Origin of the sequence: Pantoea sp. SM3 (genome assembly GCF_000963995.1) — a bacterium.
GTDB classification, from domain to species: domain Bacteria; phylum Pseudomonadota; class Gammaproteobacteria; order Enterobacterales; family Enterobacteriaceae; genus Pantoea; species Pantoea rwandensis_B.
The window spans coordinates 90321-108357 of record NZ_JZRD01000017.1; the positions used below are offsets into that span (position 1 = coordinate 90321).

Sequence of the window (18037 nt, forward strand, 5' to 3'; positions counted from 1 at the left end):
CTCCTCAGGCCTGAACCGGCTGAGCGCCGGTGGCCAGTGTCATGATGTTTTCCTGGCTGATCTCTGCGCCGCTCAGCTCGCCCGCAATGCTGCCTTCGCGCATCACGTAGACGCGGTCACTCATCCCGACCACCTCCGGCAACTCGCTGGAGATCATCAAAATCGCCACGCCCTGTTGCGCCATCTGATTCATCATGCGGTAGATTTCGCTTTTGGCGCCGACATCCACGCCGCGCGTGGGTTCGTCCAGCAGCAGGATGCGCGGTGCAATCGCCACCCAGCGTGAAATCAGCAGCTTCTGTTGGTTACCGCCCGATAATCCACCTGCCCGCACCTGGGCGTGCGGCACACGGATATTGAGTGATTCGATGGCATCACCGGCGATCTTTTGCCCTTTGCGCCGATTGAGCAGACCGTAACTGGCATCACGCTCCAGCGTGGCCATCACGATGTTTTCCTGCGCGGCCAGTTCCAGAAACAGCCCTTGCTCTTTACGGTTCTCGGTCAGGAAACCAATGCCACGTGCTATGGCATCCCGCGGGGAGTGAATTTTCACCTTCTCCCCATCGATCCAGATCTCGCCGCCTTTCGGCTGGTGCACGCCAAAAATCAGCTGTGCCAGCTCACTGCGCCCGGCGCCGACCAAACCTGCCAGCCCAACAATTTCCCCGGCGCGCACCGAGAGACTGCTGGGATGCACTTTACGGTTATCGGTGAGATGATTAACGGCCAGGCGCACCTCACCGAAGGGAATATTGCGGTCTTTATTAAACAGATCGCTGAGTGGACGCCCGACCATCATGCGCACCAGTTCGCTGGCATTCAGTTTTTCACGCGTCAGGCTGCCGACATACTGCCCATCGCGCAGCACGCTGACGCGATCGGAGAGCTCATACACTTCCGCCATGCGATGACTGATATAAATGATCGCCATGCCTTCGCTGCGCAGGCGTTTAATCAGCGCAAACAGCTGCTCAGTTTCACGGTTGGAGAGCGCAGCCGTGGGTTCATCCATCACCAGAATGCGGCTGTTGCGATGCAGCGCGCGGGCGATTTCCACCTGCTGCTGCTCGGCAATGCTCAGCCTGCTCACCAGATCGGTTGCACTGAATTGCGCACCCAAACGATTAATCACCTGCTGTGCTTCTTCTGCCATCTGCCGACGTTTCACCAGCCCGCCACGCGTGATCTCGCTGCCGAGAAAAATGTTCTCTGCCACCGTGAGATTGGGCGCCAGATTGATTTCCTGATAAATCAGTGTGATGCCCGCTGCCAGCGCCTCTTTCGGGCCTTTAATAGCGTAGGGCTGACCATCAATAAGAATTTCCCCGCTGCTGGCGATATACGCACCGGCCAGAATCTTCATCAGCGTACTTTTTCCGGCACCGTTTTCGCCCATCAGCGCATGGACTTCACCCGGCCACACGGTCAGATCCACGCCTTTTAAGGCGTAGAAGCTGCCGAAGCGTCGGGTGATTTCGCGCATTTCTAATATCGGTGTCGCCGCCATCGCCAGGCTCCTGCTGTGTGAAGTTGTCGCCGAGTGTTGCAACGCCAGATAAATGGAAAATGTCAGCAGCCATTCATATTTGTCATATTGCGTCCCGGTCACGCTTTTATACTCGCCGGGAGTTGAGAGGTAAGGAGTGTCCGCAAATGAGTCAGAGTCTGCACTGGCACGCTGGCGCACGGGGTCGGTTGCTGCTGTTTAACCTGTTAGTGGTGAGCGTGACGCTGGCGGTGAGCCTGGTGGCTATTTTTGGATTTCGCCACGCGGGTCACATTCAGGAGCAGGCACAGGCGCAAACCCTGGCGGATATGAACGGCAGCCTGGCGCTGGCGCGGGATACGGCCAATGTGGCCACCGCCGCCGTACGATTGGCGCAGGTGGTGGGTGCGCTGGAGTACCAGAGCGAGTCGGCACGTCTGCAACAGACGCAGCAAGCCTTGCAGCAGTCTTTATCCCTGCTGGCGAACGCGCCATTGGCCGCACAGCAACCCGCGCTGCTGGCGCGCATTCGTGAACGCAGCCAGATGCTGGAACAGAGCATCAATCAGCTGCTGCGTGTTGGTCATCAACGCCACTTACAACGCAACGTGATGCTGAGTGGTCTGTGGCAGGCGCAATTGCTGCTGAATCGCATTGATGTGCTCGCCAGCGACGGCGCTTTTTTGCCGCTGCGCCAGCAAACGGATGCCTTGTTAAAGGTGGCGATCCAGTCCACGGCACCGCAAGCTGCTGAACAGCAATTACAACAGGTACTGCCCATTTGGTCCGCCCTGCCGCTACAGGATGCGCTGGCGATGCAGCGTGACCGCTTGGTCGACACCACGCGCAGCTTACAACCCGTCGCTCAACAGCTTGAGCAGAGCGATATCGCCATTGCCTACGCGACCTATCGCATCAAAGCACTGGTCGCGATGCTGAATGGTGACATCACCCATTATGTGCAACTGGTCGCGCAGCAGAGCGATGCACGCAGCACGGTGACGCATCAGGAGCTGGACTCCATCATCGGGTTTATTGGCCTGTTTATGCTGCTGGCACTGTTGATCACCGGTTACGCGGGTTACTACATCTATCGTAATCTCGGTTCGAGCCTGACCGCTATCGCCCACGCCATGACGCGCCTGGCCCAGGGCGAGAAAAGCGTCAATGTTCCGGGATTGGCCCGCCGCGATGAGCTTGGCGATCTGGCTCGCGCCTTTAACGTCTTTGCGCGCAATACCGCTTCACTGGCCCACACTTCGCGCCTGTTAAAAGAGAAAAGTAATCAACTGGAATCCACTTTCCTCGCGATGCGCGATGGCTTTGCGTTGTTCGATAACAGCGGGCAACTGGTGGTCTGGAACGCACAATATGCTGAGTTGCTCGGCATTCCGGCGCGCGACCTGCATCGCGGCCTGCATTATCAACGTCTGCTAGAGCGGATGGATGTGCAACTCACCAGCCTGCACGATGCGCAGGAAGTTCGCCTGCCCGACGGCCGCACGCTGGAACTGCGCTTTAGCCCGGTGCCACGCCGTGGCATGGTCAATACCGTACTGGAGCGCACCACGCGCAAGGCGCTGGAAGAAGCGCTGCTGCACAGCCAAAAAATGAAAGCGGTGGGCCAACTCACCGGCGGCATCGCTCATGACTTCAACAACCTGCTGGCCGTGATTATTGGCAGTCTGGCGCTCACCGTGGGCCAACTCCCCTCTGGTTCGCTGGCCAGTCGAATCGATCGTGCGCGGCTGGCGGCCGACCGCGCGGCACAGCTTACCCAGCGGCTGCTGGCATTCTCACGTAAACAGTCGCTATATCCGCGTGCGGTATCAGTGATTGAGCTGGTCGATAATCTGCACTCACTGTTGCAGCATTCACTGTTGCCCGGTCAGCAATTAGTGGTAGATGCGCAACGCCCCGCTTGGCCAGCGTGGATCGATGCCGGGCAGTTGGAAAATGCGCTGATGAATCTGGTGGTCAATGCGCGCGATGCCATGGAGAAACAAAGCGGGGAAATTCGCCTGCGCATCTGGAATCAGCGAATGCAGGAAGCGGATGGCAAACGCGATCGCGTGACCATTGAAGTTATCGATCACGGCTGCGGCATGTCAGCCGAGGTGCGAGAACAGGTGTTTGAGCCATTTTTCACCACCAAAGAGACCGGCAGCGGCAGCGGACTTGGGTTGTCGATGGTATATGGATTTGTGCGTCAATCTGGCGGACAGATCGAGGTGGAAACCGCCCCCGGCCAGGGCACCACCGTGCGCCTGTTACTGCCGCGTGCACCGGAAGCGGCCCAGTCTGCACCGGCGCTGCCGGAATTCACGCCAGTTGCCAGCAGCGACCGTCTGGTGTTAGTCCTGGATGATGAACCCGCCGTCAGGCAGACATTGTGTGAGCACTTGCATCAGCTCGGCTATCTCACATTAGAGTGTGACGATGGCGAATCCGCGTTAACGCTGCTGCGGCAGACGCCGGACATTGAGTTACTGATCAGTGATTTGATGTTACCCGGGGCGTTAAACGGCGCGGATGTGATTCGTCAGGCACAACAGCAGTGGCCGGAACTGGCCACGCTGCTGATTAGCGGTCAGGATTTGCGTCAAAGTCAGGTCACTTTGCCGCTGTGTGAACGGTTGGCAAAACCCTGGCAACAGGTGCAGTTGGCGCAGGCGCTGGAGCGCGCCTGGCAACGCAGTGAACGGCTTAATCGCGCACGGCAGGCTGCCACAGCGGCAACGGTTTCCCCGTGATGTAGCGTTTACGCAATTTGCTGGAGATGACATCCATAATCATCACCACGCCGACCAGAAGGATGGTCAGGAACATCACCACATCCCAGTTCCACAGACGCATGTTCTCGGCATACACCAGACCGACGCCACCTGCCCCGACAAAACCGAGTACCGCCGCCGAACGGGTATTGGATTCAATCTGGTACAGACTCAACGCCAGGAAGGTCGGGAAGGATTGGGTAAAGATGCCAAAGCGATGTTTCTGCAGACTATTAGCCCCCACCGCACCTAAACCACGGCTTGGCGAACGTTCAACCGCTTCATGCCCTTCCGCATACAGTTTACCCAGCAAGCCCACATCCTGAACCACAATCGCCAGCACGCCCGCCAGCGGCCCCATGCCAACCGCACGCACAAAGATCAGGCCCAAGATGGCCATATCGACACCGCGCAGGATGTCGAGCAAACGGCGCACCACTAAGGAGATCGGACGGGCAATGGGATCGTGCATCACGTTACGCGCTGCAAGGAACGACACTGGCAACGCGATCAGCGATGCGGTCAATGTCCCGGCAAATACAATCGCCAGCGTTATGCCAATCTGCGAGAAATAATAGCCAAATGGCCAATTCATAAAGTCTTGCCAAACGAACATGCGCAGGAAGTAACGCCCTAGTTGCTCGCAACCGATAATGACTCGGCTCCACTCAATGCCAAAGAACTCAAAGAAGAACAGGTAATAAAGCGCGATGGCAAGTGCAATGCCAGCCACCCGGCGCAGATAACGGTTTTGGGCGGCGAACAGTGCTGGATTTTCCTGCTTCAGTTTCGCTACATCCGGTGCTAATGCGATCATTTGATATCCCCTTCCACCACGCGACGGCGCAACCAGCCGGATATCGTATCCAGCAGCGAAACCACCACAATGATCAGCAGCAGCGTAATACTGACCTGATCGTAACGGTCCAGTTTGATGTTAGTCATCAACTCCTGGCCGATACCGCCCGCACCGACCAATCCAAGGATGGTGGAAGAACGGAAGTTCACTTCAAGGCGCATAAAGCTGTAGGAGAGAAACGTCGGTTTCACCTGTGGCCAGAAGGCGAAGCGCATGCGCTGTAATTTGGTGGCTCCGCAGGCCGCGAGGCCGCGCACCGGTTTGTCCGAAGCGCTCTCAATCGATTCATAAAACAGTTTGGTCAGGCTTCCCACGGTGTGCAGCGCCAGCGCGAGGAAGCCGGGAATCGCCCCAATGCCAAACGCCATGACGAACATCACCGCCCACGCCAGTTCAGGCATGGTGCGCAGGAAAGCGACAAAGGCACGGATCGCAAAGCGGACGCTGCGCGGCGTTTGGGTGTTGTCGGCGGCGAAAAACGCCAGTACCCCAGCGATCATCACGGCAACGATGGTCGACGACAGCGCCAGCTGCAAAGTTTCCCAAATCAGCGGCAGCTGAAAATGCAGGCGGTAGCCCCAGTAGGCCAGCGAGCCTTCGGTTTTGACATCCGCGAACAACACCGACCAATGCAACACCGGCACGGTTTCGCCGATGTAATCAAAAAAGTGTGGCAGTGATTGCCAGACGGTGACCAGATTGAATTCCGCCATCTTGCCCGCAGCGAGGTAGAGCGCCACCAACAGAAGCGACCAGAGCACAGTGTCGCGTTTTTGCTGACGACGGATGCGTTGGTAGTAGTGTTCGAAATCGGTCAAGGGGGATGTCCTGTATTGGAGGTAATATTGCGTGGCACAACGGTGTAGCGGCACGATTCATTGCGCACTGATACCCGCTCATTTGCGAGTGAAAACCGCGCGATTCATCGCGCCGCTACGGTTTTCTGCAAGCGCATCAGGCAGGTATGCTTTGCCAGCACACCTGCCCCGCAGGTTCATTAACCGCGTGAACCTTTCATCAAATCACGTTTCATATCGATGATGTTCTGATAATCGGCAACGGTTGCCGGGCCGATGTGCTGAGCACCGCCCACCGCTTTAACAAAGCAACTGTGGTCTTCTTTATCCAGCTTCTTGATCGCAGCCACCAGCTTCTGTTTGAAGTCAGCGGGCAAGTTGTTGCTCACCAGAATTGGACCGTTCGGGATCAGAGGAGACTGCCAGATGATGCGGATTTTCTTCATCAGGTCAGGCTGGTCCATACGCATCATGCGGCCAAAGGCACCAGAGGTATAACCCTTGTCATAATCGCCGATCATTGAAGTCCAGGTCACAGCACCTTCAAACTGACCGTTCAGCACACCCAGGATGTCCTGCTCGTGGCCGCCAGAGAAGGTCACGCTGGAGAAGGTGTTGTTGTACTTGTCGTCAACCGTGCCACCAAACTCTTTCTTGAACGCCTGGTTTGGCATCAGGAAGCCAGAAGTTGAATCCGGATCGGCCATACCAAAGGATTTGCCTTTCAGGTCTTCCAGCTTTTTGTACGGGCTGTCTGCTTTCACGATCACCACAGAGTGATAACCCTGTGATCCGTCTTTGTCATCCACCACGATGCCGACCACGTCAACCGCTTTCGGGTTCTGCAGATAAACCGACGCATAAGATGCTGGAGACATGCTCAGCACCATATCAATTTTGTTACCCAGCAGGCCCTGAATCACGCCTGAGTAGTCAGACGAGTTGCGCATTTTGGTATCGACGTTCAGCTCTTTGTCGAAGAAATCTTTCACGCACTGGTTATCGCCGATCTGCTGAGTGGCGTTCTGTCCACCCAAAATCCCGAGGTTCAATTCTTTTGGTGCATCCGCTGCGTTAACGCCAAAAGTCATTGCAACAGTCAATAAAGCTAAAGAGGTCAGTTTCATTCGTGTTTTTTCTCTTGCCGTGGAAGTTAGTGGAGCTGGTTAATTTCGTCGCCGTACAGCTCATGCAGCAAGCCATCGGTCAACTGAGAAGGATGTCCGTCAAACAGCACTTTGCCGCGCTGAATGCCGATAACACGGGTGCAGTACTGCTTCACCAGTTCAATCGAGTGCAGGTTCACCATGACGCTGATGCCCTGCTCACTCACCTGACGCAGCACATCCATGATGCGTTTGGTGTTTTTCGGATCGAGTGAGGCCACCGGCTCATCTGCCAGCAGAATGCGCGGGTTTTGCATCAGCGCACGGCAAATCGCCACGCGCTGCATCTGCCCACCTGACAGGTTCTCCGCACGCTGCAGCGCCTGCGGCAGCATGTTCATCCACTGCAGCAGCTCAATCGCCTGCGCGCGGTCCGCTTCGGAGAACACTTTGAAGAAGGATTTCAGTGTTGAAGTCTGGCTCAGGCGCCCCAGCAGTACGTTGGTCAGTACATCCAGACGCGGCACCAGACAGAAATCCTGGAAAATCATGCCGCATTCGCTGCGCCATTCGCGCATCTGGCGGCTATTGAGCGTCACCACATCACGATCGGCTTCACCCTGACGATGACTGAGAATCGCACCCTGCGAAGCACTGATGGTGCCGTTCAGCATGTGTAACAGTGTCGATTTGCCTGCGCCTGAGCGACCAATCACGGCCACCAGCTCGCCCGCATGCAGATCGAAGCTGACATTATCCAGTACGCGGTTCTCGCCGTACGCCTTGCACAGTCCCTGCACCGACAGCACCTTGTTGCCTTGCCCGGCGTGCGGAACATAAGGATTGTCGATAACGGTTTTCAGTAATGCCTGTGCCATGTTGCACTCCATCTCTCTGAGGTCTTGATTGCCCGTTATTACGGGCAAATCCGATGAAGACTTAATGACAGTAAAATGATTAAACAGTGACACTGAGTGCGGAGCCGACCGTAATCGTCTGGCCGTCGGTGGCCGCCAGCACATTGTCAGGTAAGCGATTATTAAGTAACCAGCCATCCATCTCATGACTGAGGTGGATAAGCCACGCCTGGCGCGGTGCCAGCTGTTCAATAATCTGCAATGCGCGCGTCACATCGTTATGATTGCGTACGCTTTCTCGTGGCGGGTCATTGCAGTCAATCACCAGTTGATCCAGGGGTTGACCATGAAGAAAATCTGCAGTGTCAGGTGGCAATCCACAGGTATCACAAAGCCAGGCGAGACGCGTACCCTGCCAGTCGAACAGGTAACCATAAGTGAGTTTTGAGTGCTGCAGCGGTAGAGGTGTCACCTGCAACGCACCAAAGCGATGAGGGACGAAAGGCGTGAGGGCAGAACGGAAATCCAGCAAACCAGGATGTTTAAACAGGTCATCGCAGCCCTTCTCATCCGGCGGTGCCCACACCGGAATCGGCTGACCTAATCCCCAACGTAAACTGAACAGTCCTGCCACATGGTCCATATGAAAATGGGTGAGCAAAATACGGCTCAGTTCACCGGGTCGAAAGCGCTGATGCAGGTCGTGGCGTCCGGCATCCAGCAATATACGCTCGCTGCCCGTGTCAATGAGTGCACTGGTCGCGGCACGCGCGCGCCTTGGCTCAAGACGTGCACGTTCGCAAGCGTGGCAATCACAGCCAAACAGCGGCGCAGATTGCACGCCACCCGTACCGAGAAAAGTGAGTTTCATGGTGGATGCTCCAGCAATTGACGCAACCCGTTGAGCGTATCGCTGAGTGCGCCATCGTTATTGAGCGGATGGCAGTGCGCAGGCAGCGGTTCTGATGCGCGCGCCAGCCGTTGACGAATCTCCCCTTCACTTTCACGTCCGCGCTGCCGTAAGCGCATTTCCAGCACCGCCGGTGAAACGTGCAGCACCAGCGGCAACAGTTGTGTGCCGTAATGTTGCTCGACAATCGGCAGATGCAGACGCGAACCGTTGACCAGCACATTCAACCCGCGCGCCAGCCAGTGGTCGATCTCTTCTCCCAGCCCGTAGTAGAGGCCGTGTGCCTGCCAGCTGATGGCAAACAATCCCATGGCTTGACGACGCCGAAACTCAGCCTCGCTCAGCGCCACATGATTTTCGCCCCCGGCATCAGCCGGGCGCGTAATGTAGCGATGGGCGATCACCAGGTTATCTGGCGGCGCTTCGCGTAGCGCATTCAACAGACTGTCTTTACCCGAGCCCGAAGGCCCGGTGAGCCAGATCAGGCGCGCCATCAGAACACCAGCCTGCCCTGCGACCAGACGTGGCGAATGTGTGGATGCCCATGTTCGGTATGCGCCAGCACCAGGTCGGCACGCATGCCTTCGCCAATCACGCCGCGATCGTGCAAGCCAATGGCACGCGCCGGATGGCGTGTCACCAACGCGGCGGCCTGTGGCAACGTCAGGCTGTTGCGTTCATCTGCCACTAAGCGGAACACCGCGTCCAGCAGGCTCGCTGGGTAGTAATCCGATGACAGAATATCCAGCAGCCCATGGCTGGCCAGCTCCCAGGCTGCCACGTTGCCCGAGTGCGATCCACCACGCACGATATTCGGCGCGCCCATTAACACCTGCATACCGCACTCACGCGAGGCGCGTGCAGCCTCGATGGTGGTGGGAAACTCCGCAATGGTGCTGCCCACCTCATGCGATTCGGCCACATGTGCGGCAGTAGCATCATCGTGACTGGCAATCGGGATCCCCCGTGAACGGCACAGGCTGGAGATGGCGTTGCGGTTCGGTGTCGAGAACTCGGCAGCCAGTGCCAGTTGCTCACGTTCGAACTGATCCATCTGCTCATCATTCAACAAGTATTTGCCCTGGTAATAGGTGCGATACATCTCCAGCGAGGCGTATTGACGTTGGCCTGGCGAATGGTCCATCAGCGATACCAGTGACAGCTCAGGCGTGCTCATCAACTTTTCAAACAGCGGCAGCGTGGTGTTGTGTGGCAACTCACAGCGCAGATGCAGATGGTGGTCGACCCGGTTGATGCCTTTGCGGTTGCTGTCCTGAATGGCGTTGATCATTTTGCTCAGGTTCTCGAGGCGATGACCGCCATCCCGCACATCGCCGACGCCAATCGCATCCAGCACCGTGGTAATGCCGCTGGCAACCATCAGCGCATCGTGGCTGCTCATTGCCGAGTGCGCGGGCCAATCCACTTTTGGACGCGGCGTGAAGAATTTGTCGAGGTTGTCGGTATGCAGCTCAACCAGTCCTGGTAACAGGAAGGCGTTTTCGCCATCCAGCGCACCAGGCAATTGGCTGGTGCTGTCGCTGAAACTGGCGATGCGACCGTCGCGGATCTCCAGCGAACCGGCGACAACCTCATTTTCCAGCACCAGACGGACATTATTGACGATCATGCTTCTGCTCCTGTTTTAACCGGCTGCATGACGTGCAGGCGATCGGCCACGCGTGCGCGCACCGCTTCGTCATGGAAAATGCCCACAATAGCGGCACCACGGGTGCGCGCCTGTTCAATCAACTCCACCACCGCTGCGCTATTCGCACTGTCGAGTGAGGCGGTGGGTTCATCCAGCAGCAGTACCGGATAATCCGCGATAAAACCCCGTGCGATGTTCACGCGCTGCTGTTCACCGCCCGAGAACGTGGACGGCGCGAGTGACCACAAACGTTCAGGCACATTCAGCCTGGTCAGCAGGTCTTTGGCTCGCTTCTCGCAAAAAGCACGATCCACGCCGCGTTCGAGCAGAGGTTGCATGACGATTTCCAACGTGGGCACACGGGGAATAACGCGCAAGAACTGGCTGACCCAGCCAACGGTTTCGCGACGAATCGCCAAAATCTGCCGCGCGGGTGCCTGTGCCATGTCGATCCATGCGCCCTGATGTTGCAGCCAGATATGGCCGCTGTTGGCCTGATAGTTGCCGTACAGCGCGCGCAGCAGCGTGGATTTACCGCTGCCGGAACGGCCGTGCAGCACCACACATTCACCGGCACCGACCTCAAGATTGGCATCCTGCAGCACCGGCAGTTCAGCACTGCTCTGGTTGTGCAGCACGAAGGTTTTGCTAAGTTTCTCTACGCGCAATAAAGGTTGCATGTTGATGTCCTGATGAAGTTAAGCCAGCACCGATGAGACCAGCAGTTGCGTGTAAGGATGGTGCGGATCGTCCAGTACCCGGTCGGTCAGACCGCTCTCCACCACCTTGCCCTGCTTCATCACCAGCAGGCGGTGCGCCAGTAAGCGCGCGACGCCGAGATCGTGGGTGACGATCACCACCGCCAGATTGAGCTCGCGCACCAGCGTACGCAGCAGATCCAGCAGTCGTGCCTGCACCGACACATCCAGACCACCGGTCGGCTCATCCATAAACACCAGCGTGGGTTGCGTCACCAGGTTGCGTGCAATCTGCAAACGCTGCTGCATACCGCCGGAGAAGGTGGTCGGCAAATCGTCGATGCGGTTGGCGGGGATTTCGACGTCCTGCAACCAGCGCATCGCCTCTTTACGGATGTCACCGTAATGACGCTGGCCGACGGCCATCAGGCGCTCGCCGATATTGCCGCCCGCCGTGACCTGCGGGCGTAATCCGTCCAGCGGATGCTGATGCACCACGCCCCATTCGGTACGCAACAAGCGGCGGCGGTCGCTCTCACTCAGTAGATAAAGATCCTGAGCACGATAAAGAATGTTGCCCTGCTGCGGCGCTAAACGCGCAGACAGGCTGCGCAGCAAGGTGGTTTTGCCGGAACCCGACTCACCCACAATGCCCAAGACTTCCCCTGGATAGAGTTCAAAGCTGACGTCTTCAAAACCTTTGCCTGGCGCATAAAGGTGCGTCAGATTGTTGACCGCAAGCAGCGGCTGTTCACTGTGCATGTTGTTGTTCCTGCTGCTGGTGGCAAAAATCGGTATCGGAGCAGACAAACATGCGCGTACCGGCATCATCCATGACCACCTCATCGAGGTAGCTGTGGCGTGAACCGCACAGGGCACAGGGTTCATCCCAGCTTTGTACGGTGAATGGGTGGTCGTCGAAGTCGAGGCTTTCCACTTTGGTATAAGGCGGCAAGGCATAAATGCGCTTTTCACGCCCGGCGCCAAACAGTTGCAGCGCAGGCATCATGTGCATTTTCGGGTTATCGAATTTCGGGATCGGCGAAGGGTCCATCACGTAGCGATCGTTGACCTTCACCGGATAGGCATAAGTGGTGGCGATATGGCCGTAGCGGGCGATATCTTCATACAGTTTGACCTGCATGATGCCGTACTCTTCCAGTGCGTGCATGGTGCGGGTTTCCGTTTCGCGCGGCTCGATGAAGCGCAGCGGCTCAGGAATCGGCACCTGGAAAATCAGCACCTGATCTTCCTGCAATGGCGTCTCCGGAATGCGGTGACGCGTCTGGATCAGCGTGGCGTCTTTGGTGGCTTCGGTGGTGGCTGCCCCGCTGACACGCTGGAAGAAGCGACGGATCGACACGGCGTTGGTGGTGTCATCCGCGCCCTGGTCAATCACCTTCAGCACGTCGCTGTCGCCAATGATGCTGGCGGTGATCTGGATCCCGCCGGTGCCCCAGCCGTAAGGCATCGGCATTTCACGTCCGGCAAAGGGCACCTGATAACCCGGAATCGCTACCGCTTTGAGGATCGCGCGACGAAGGGTGCGCTTGGTCTGCTCGTCCAGATAGCCGTTGTTATAGCCGGTTAACTCACTCATCGTTTTGCTCCTGAACCTGTTCACGCAGCCGTTTCAGCAACTCCAGCTCCGCCTGGAAATCGACGTAGTGCGGCAGTTTCAGATGCGAAACAAAGCCCGCCGCTTCCACGTTGTCGGCATGCGACAGCACGAACTCTTCGTCCTGCGCCGGGCCGGCAATACGTTCGTTGTAATCGGGTGCTTGCAGGGCACGATCCACCAGTGCCATCGCCATCGCCTTGCGCTCTGAACGGCCAAACACCAGCCCGTAGCCGCGCGTGAAGTGCGGCGCACCTTCGGTTTGCGTGGTGAAGCCGTTGACCATTTCACACTCGGTCAGCAGGATTTCACCGATATCAATCTCAAAGCCCAGTTCTTCCGGGCAGATCGACACGCTGAGATAGCCGGTACGGATTTCGCCAGCAAACGGGTGGTTGCGGCCATAACCGCGCTGCGTGGAGTAGCCGAGCGCCAGCAAGAAACCTTCGTCGCCGCGCACCAACTGTTGCAGACGTGCCGCGCGCGTGGCCGGATAGCCAGGCGGTTCACGCGTGATATCACAAGGCTCGCTGCCATCATCCTCTTCGCGCGCTGCCAGGCCCTCTCTGGTCATCATGCTGAACACATGCGGGCAGTGCTCTGGCAGCGCCTGATCGTCACGCGGTGCCGCCGGAGTTTCACCGTTAGCCAGCAGGGTGAAATCGAGCAGGCGATGGCTGTAATCGTAGGTGGGACCGAGCACCTGACCGCCCGGCAAATCTTTGTACACCGCCGAGATACGACGTTCGATGCGCATCTCATCGGTGTCCAGTGCCAGGCTGTCAGCCAGACGTGGCAGCGTCGTGCGATAGGCACGCAGCAGAAAGATCGCTTCGACCAAATCGCCGCTGGCTTGTTTAATGGCGAGCGCCGCCAGTTGGGGATCGTAAATACCGCCTTCGGTCATCACGCGATCCACCGCTAATCCCAGCTGCTGTGCGACCTGATCGCAACCGAGTTCTGCGATATCGCGGTCGCCACGGCGCAAATCAGCCTGTAGCTCATGAGCACTGGCTATCGCCTTCTCGCCCCCTTTCACCGCAACGTACATCAGCACACCTCCACGTCGGTAGTGCGTGGCAAGGCCATCATCGCTTCACCGCAGGTGAAAATCAGATCCACGCCCAGTGGGAACGGGTGCGGACGCTCGCGCAGATAGGTCAGAATGGCTTCGGGAAGCTGCGGGGCGATGGCGCGTGATTCACGCAGGCCAGGACCAGACAGGCGTAGGGTTAAGCCGCCGTTCAGTGATGGCACTTCAATGATCAGTGTGGTGCTTTTTTCCGGTGACATATTGTCGCCCGGCGCAAACTGCGCGGGATCCGGATTGGATGCCGCATGCGTCAGGGCAAAAGGGGCATGGCGCTCTTCCACAATCGGCACACCGGTGTGAAAACGCAGGTTATTACGCACGATTTCACTATCTACGCGACCATCCAGCCACAACGCACTCTCCTGATCCACCAGCGTCAGCAGTACCGCCGTCGCGGCAGGCGACAGGTCGCCCCAGCCCTGTTCCAGTGGCAGAGAGACCATCACGCCTGGCTCGCTCATTGCTTTGAGAATGCGGCGGAAGGCACGCTGTGAATCGGCAACCGGATGGTTAAAACTGGCGAGTAATGTCATGAGTTATCTCCGCGTACCAGCGTAAAGAAGTCCACTTTAGAGCTGGCGATTTCACGTGCGCGCAGCTGACGCTGCTCTTCACGCAGGGCCGCCAGCGGGGCAATTAATTTTTCCTGCAACAGCGCATGGGTTTCCGGCTGTTGCAGCAGCGCATCGATCACGGCGCAGCGTTCGGCATGGGCTTTATCGCGGCCCAGCACATAACTGAAACCGAGGGTGCCATCATGCAGTTTCACTACGGCACGCGTGACGGTGGCATCGCCCATCACGAAGCGTTTGCCGCTACCGCCCATGCGCGCCTGCAAACGGGTTAAACCGGTTTCGGCGGGACGAATCGCTTCAAATTGCGCTTTGAGGTGCAGCGACTGCCAGTGGGCATTTAGCTGGCTGGCTTTGCTGTGCGCGAGTACCGATAGCCAATGCTGGCGAGCGGTTTGCTGTTTCATTCATGCTCCAGAGTCAGTTCAATCATGTCGCCACGCGTCAGGCTGACGGAGTATTCCGCTACCTGACCGTCACGGTGTTTATTCAGGGTGCGCACGCACAGCAGCGGTGACTGCAGGGCAATCTCCAGCTGTTTACACTCTTTAGCCTGGGCGCGGCGGGTGCTGATTCGGGTTTGCGAACGCGTTAAATCGAGGCCAAGGTGCTGCTGCATAAAGTCATGCAGCGAGCCGTTCTGGAACTGCTGTATCGTCCGCCACCAGCTCAGTTCCGGCAGGAAGTGATTGATGACACACACCGGCACGCCATTCACGCGGCGCAGCGTGCGCAGATGAATCACGTTGTCGCCTTCATTAATGGCGAGCGCACTGGCCACATCGCCACTGGCGGGACGCAGCACCGCCAGCAGTCGCTCACTGGTGGGGTGGCTGCCCTGCTCCAGCAGGTTTTGGCTAAAGCGCGCCTGCGCATGTAAGGGGTAATCATAGGGACGCATCAGCACCAAAATGCCGACGCCGTGACGGCGTTGCAGCAGCCCTTTGTTCACCAGTTCATCTACCGCGCGGCGCAACGTATGGCGGTTGACTTCATAGTGATCGGCTAACTGTTGTTCAGAAGGCAGATAGTCACCACAGCGATAACGCTCTTGCAGTGCCTGCTCCAGTTGGGCGGCGACCGCCTGATACACAGTGGTCGGATGTCTGGATATCTCCATCACGTTCAATACCTCATTCGCTATGGGTTGAGGAGCGCAGCGACAAGTGCTGCGAGATGGCGACTACAGTGCGCGAGCCAGATGACAGCGCCGTGACGGCTCAATGACGTGAAGATGAATTTGCTTTAGGGCAGCAGGATCGAAGCGAAACGGCTGTGGTTTTAATAAAAAATTTTTAACTGTTACCTTTGTGACAGTGTTCAAAAAATTATCGCTTGTTTTCACAGCTTTATCGCTTCCCTTACAGGATGCAGCTTGCGTAAAGTCTGCTAACGTTATTAATGAGCCCTCCTTGTTACGCGAACCCTAATGATTAACACAATCAAACTGTCCGACGGTTTTCGCCGCAATTTTGTACGGGAAGTTATTTTGCCGTTGGTGGCGATTTTAGTTTTAACCTTTGCCGGAGCAGGTGTTGGCTTGTTCTGGGGCACCTCGCTGAGCAATGAACAGGCTCGCGATCAACAGCAACGCATGATTGAGGCCTCCTTTAGCCAAAGTTTGAATGAACATTTGCGTCAGCTGCGCAGTTTGACTCGCTGGTCGCCTCTCGCGGACCAATTGGCATTGGGCGTACCGGATCAGAGCTGGTTAGATCAAAATATCGGCGGCTGGCTTTATGACATGTTTGACCACCAGTTGATTCTGCTGATGGATCGTAACAATCAGCCGCTGGCGATCTGGCGTGAGGGTAAACGCGTGCCCAGTGACAGCGTGGGGCAATACCTAAAAGACATGCTGGCCAGTCCGCTCGTGGTGAGCAGTGATGACGTGGCGGGTCCCAGCGATCGCGCCGATTTCGTGCGCATTGGGCAACGTGCCACGGCACTCGCTGTGGGCGATATCAGCAGCACACGTGAAGCAGGCCGCTATCGATTAGTCAGTATCAAATTCCTCGATGATGGCTATTTACGTAATCTGGCGGATCGCAGCCAACTGCAACAGCTGCATTTCAGCGATGGCGCACCGCAGCCTGGAACAGATGCACTCTACCAACTGAATTCACAGCAAGGCGATGCAGTGGGTTACCTGAGCTGGCTACCAGATAAACCCGGCGCGCAGATGCTGCGCATGCTCGGCCCTTCAACACTGTTATCCGTGGTGCTGATTACCCTGCTCTGCCTGTTTATGGTCAGGCGCATCTGGACCTCCTCTCTCAATCTGTCGCAATCGTTGCTTAAGCTCGGCGCCAGTGAGGCGCAGGCGCAGCATCTGGCTTTTCACGATGTGCTTACCGGCCTGCCTAATCGGGCACTGGTGGAAGATCGGCTGACCCAGGCGCTGGCTGCATCCGCCCGGCACGATCAACGTGTGGCGCTGCTGTTGCTTGATCTCGATCGCTTTAAAAACATCAATGATACCTATGGCCATCATGCGGGCGATGAGTTGATCATTGAGGTGGCGCGCCGCCTCACGCACATCTTGCGTGCCAGCGATACCGTAGGGCGCATCGGCGGGGATGAATTTATTGTGATGATGCCGGACGTCGATAACATCGGTCAGGTGCAGACGTTGGCAAAACGCATTATCAGTGAGCTGAGTGAAGCCTATGAGCTGCAAGGCAGCGAAGTGTGGGTTGGGGTCAGCATCGGGCTGGCGCTGGCCCCTAAAGATGGCATTGATCGTCTGGAGCTGATGCGTAAAGCGGACATCGCGCTGTATGAGGCAAAAAACAGTGGTCGCGGCCAGTATCGCCAGTTCGAAAAAGTGATGGATGAATCGCTGCGCACCCGCCAGCAGATGGCGACGGATTTACGTCAGGCGCTGGTCAATTTCGATGGCCTGCGCGTGTGGTATCAACCCCTGATGGAGATCAGCGGACAGCGAGTGGTGGGATTAGAAGCCCTGCTGCGCTGGCAGCATCCGGTGCGTGGTGATGTCTCGCCGGGTGACTTTATCGCCATCGCCGAAGAGACCGGGATGATCATTCCGCTGGGCGAATGGGTGTTACGTGAAGCCTGTAAAACCTCACTGAAACTGCCGCAGGTGATTGTGGCGGTTAACGTTTCTCCCGTGCAGTTTCGCGCCAGTGGCTTTGTGGAGCGCATCGTTGAAATTGTGCGTGAAGAAGGCGCCAATCCACATCATATGGAACTGGAGATCACCGAAGGCGTATTGATTGAGGATGAGCACGAAGCACGCAATAACATCATCGCGCTGCGTGAGGCCGGTTTCCGCATTGCGCTGGATGATTTTGGCACCGGTTACTCCAGCCTTAACTATCTCAGCACATTCCCGGTCGACAAAATCAAGATTGATCGCTCCTTCACCCAATCGCTGGGCGTCGCGCAAAACTCTGCGGCAATCGTTGAATCCGTGGTGCGTCTGGGTCACGCCATGGGCTTAACCGTCACCGCCGAAGGAGTAGAAACCGGAGGCCAAAAGGTGGCGCTGGCCGATGCGGGCTGTAATCAGCTACAGGGATATCTGTTCAGCCAGGCCGTACCGTTTGAAGAGATTGAAAAGATGGTATAAATGCCCGGCGGGAGGAGC

Annotated in this window: 17 protein-coding genes; 2 read left to right on the forward strand and 15 right to left on the reverse strand. The window is 57.2% G+C overall.

Annotated elements, in window-relative coordinates; translation table 11 throughout:
* Nucleotides 1-4: 4 nt before the first annotated feature.
* Complete coding sequence (locus tag VI01_RS11225) at nucleotides 5-1510, reverse strand: sugar ABC transporter ATP-binding protein (protein WP_045815158.1); 1506 nt, start codon at nucleotides 1508-1510, stop codon at nucleotides 5-7.
* A gap of 146 nt (nucleotides 1511-1656) precedes the next feature.
* Here VI01_RS11225 and VI01_RS11230 point away from each other — a divergent pair, with 146 nt between their 5' ends.
* Nucleotides 1657-4242 carry an ATP-binding protein gene (locus VI01_RS11230; protein ID WP_045815159.1) on the forward strand — a complete coding sequence of 862 codons (2586 nt, stop codon included), beginning with the start codon at nucleotides 1657-1659 and terminating at the stop codon, nucleotides 4240-4242.
* On the opposite strand, the gene phnE (VI01_RS11235) is transcribed toward VI01_RS11230, so the two are convergent.
* The 14 genes from phnE (VI01_RS11235) to phnF form a co-directional block, all read right to left on the reverse strand.
* Nucleotides 4196-5080 carry a phosphonate ABC transporter, permease protein PhnE gene (gene phnE, locus VI01_RS11235; protein WP_045815160.1) on the reverse strand — a complete coding sequence of 295 codons (885 nt, stop codon included), beginning with the start codon at nucleotides 5078-5080 and terminating at the stop codon, nucleotides 4196-4198. The two genes, VI01_RS11230 and phnE (VI01_RS11235), sit on opposite strands and share 47 nt — an antisense overlap.
* A complete protein-coding gene (gene phnE / locus VI01_RS11240) occupies nucleotides 5077-5940 on the reverse strand; it encodes a phosphonate ABC transporter, permease protein PhnE (RefSeq protein WP_045815161.1) in 864 nt (287 codons plus the stop codon). The genes phnE (VI01_RS11235) and phnE (VI01_RS11240) overlap by 4 nt, the downstream gene beginning before the upstream one ends.
* 179 nt (nucleotides 5941-6119) lie before the next feature.
* Nucleotides 6120-7046, reverse strand: a complete 927-nt coding sequence (gene phnD / locus VI01_RS11245; RefSeq protein WP_034824564.1) for a phosphonate ABC transporter substrate-binding protein — start codon at nucleotides 7044-7046, stop codon at nucleotides 6120-6122.
* Nucleotides 7047-7072: 26 nt separating this feature from the next.
* On the reverse strand, nucleotides 7073-7903 hold the full coding sequence (gene phnC / locus VI01_RS11250; protein WP_045815162.1) for a phosphonate ABC transporter ATP-binding protein: 831 nt from the start codon (nucleotides 7901-7903) through the stop codon (nucleotides 7073-7075).
* Between the two features lie 79 nt (nucleotides 7904-7982).
* Nucleotides 7983-8753 (reverse strand): phosphonate metabolism protein PhnP, encoded by a 771-nt coding sequence (phnP, locus tag VI01_RS11255; protein WP_045815163.1) that lies wholly within the window; start codon nucleotides 8751-8753, stop codon nucleotides 7983-7985.
* A complete protein-coding gene (gene phnN / locus VI01_RS11260) occupies nucleotides 8750-9286 on the reverse strand; it encodes a ribose 1,5-bisphosphokinase (protein ID WP_045815164.1) in 537 nt (178 codons plus the stop codon). Before phnN ends, phnP begins: the two co-directional genes overlap by 4 nt.
* On the reverse strand, nucleotides 9286-10422 hold the full coding sequence (phnM, locus tag VI01_RS11265; RefSeq protein ID WP_045815165.1) for an alpha-D-ribose 1-methylphosphonate 5-triphosphate diphosphatase: 1137 nt from the start codon (nucleotides 10420-10422) through the stop codon (nucleotides 9286-9288). The genes phnN and phnM overlap by 1 nt, the downstream gene beginning before the upstream one ends.
* Nucleotides 10419-11123, reverse strand: a complete 705-nt coding sequence (phnL, locus tag VI01_RS11270; RefSeq protein ID WP_045815166.1) for a phosphonate C-P lyase system protein PhnL — start codon at nucleotides 11121-11123, stop codon at nucleotides 10419-10421. The genes phnM and phnL overlap by 4 nt, the downstream gene beginning before the upstream one ends.
* An 18-nt stretch (nucleotides 11124-11141) precedes the next feature.
* A complete protein-coding gene (phnK, locus tag VI01_RS11275) occupies nucleotides 11142-11903 on the reverse strand; it encodes a phosphonate C-P lyase system protein PhnK (protein ID WP_045815167.1) in 762 nt (253 codons plus the stop codon).
* A complete protein-coding gene (locus VI01_RS11280; RefSeq protein WP_038646244.1) occupies nucleotides 11893-12741 on the reverse strand; it encodes an alpha-D-ribose 1-methylphosphonate 5-phosphate C-P-lyase PhnJ in 849 nt (282 codons plus the stop codon). The genes phnK and VI01_RS11280 overlap by 11 nt, the downstream gene beginning before the upstream one ends.
* A complete protein-coding gene (locus tag VI01_RS11285) occupies nucleotides 12734-13810 on the reverse strand; it encodes a carbon-phosphorus lyase complex subunit PhnI (RefSeq protein ID WP_038646242.1) in 1077 nt (358 codons plus the stop codon). Before VI01_RS11285 ends, VI01_RS11280 begins: the two co-directional genes overlap by 8 nt.
* On the reverse strand, nucleotides 13810-14385 hold the full coding sequence (gene phnH / locus VI01_RS11290; protein ID WP_038646239.1) for a phosphonate C-P lyase system protein PhnH: 576 nt from the start codon (nucleotides 14383-14385) through the stop codon (nucleotides 13810-13812). Before phnH ends, VI01_RS11285 begins: the two co-directional genes overlap by 1 nt.
* On the reverse strand, nucleotides 14382-14831 hold the full coding sequence (phnG, locus tag VI01_RS11295; RefSeq protein WP_045815168.1) for a phosphonate C-P lyase system protein PhnG: 450 nt from the start codon (nucleotides 14829-14831) through the stop codon (nucleotides 14382-14384). The genes phnH and phnG overlap by 4 nt, the downstream gene beginning before the upstream one ends.
* Complete coding sequence (gene phnF / locus VI01_RS11300; protein WP_045815169.1) at nucleotides 14828-15544, reverse strand: phosphonate metabolism transcriptional regulator PhnF; 717 nt, start codon at nucleotides 15542-15544, stop codon at nucleotides 14828-14830. The genes phnG and phnF overlap by 4 nt, the downstream gene beginning before the upstream one ends.
* Before the next feature lie 309 nt (nucleotides 15545-15853).
* On the opposite strand from phnF, the gene VI01_RS11305 reads away from it, so the two are divergent.
* Nucleotides 15854-18019 carry a bifunctional diguanylate cyclase/phosphodiesterase gene (locus VI01_RS11305; protein WP_045815170.1) on the forward strand — a complete coding sequence of 722 codons (2166 nt, stop codon included), beginning with the start codon at nucleotides 15854-15856 and terminating at the stop codon, nucleotides 18017-18019.
* Nucleotides 18020-18037 lie beyond the last annotated feature (18 nt).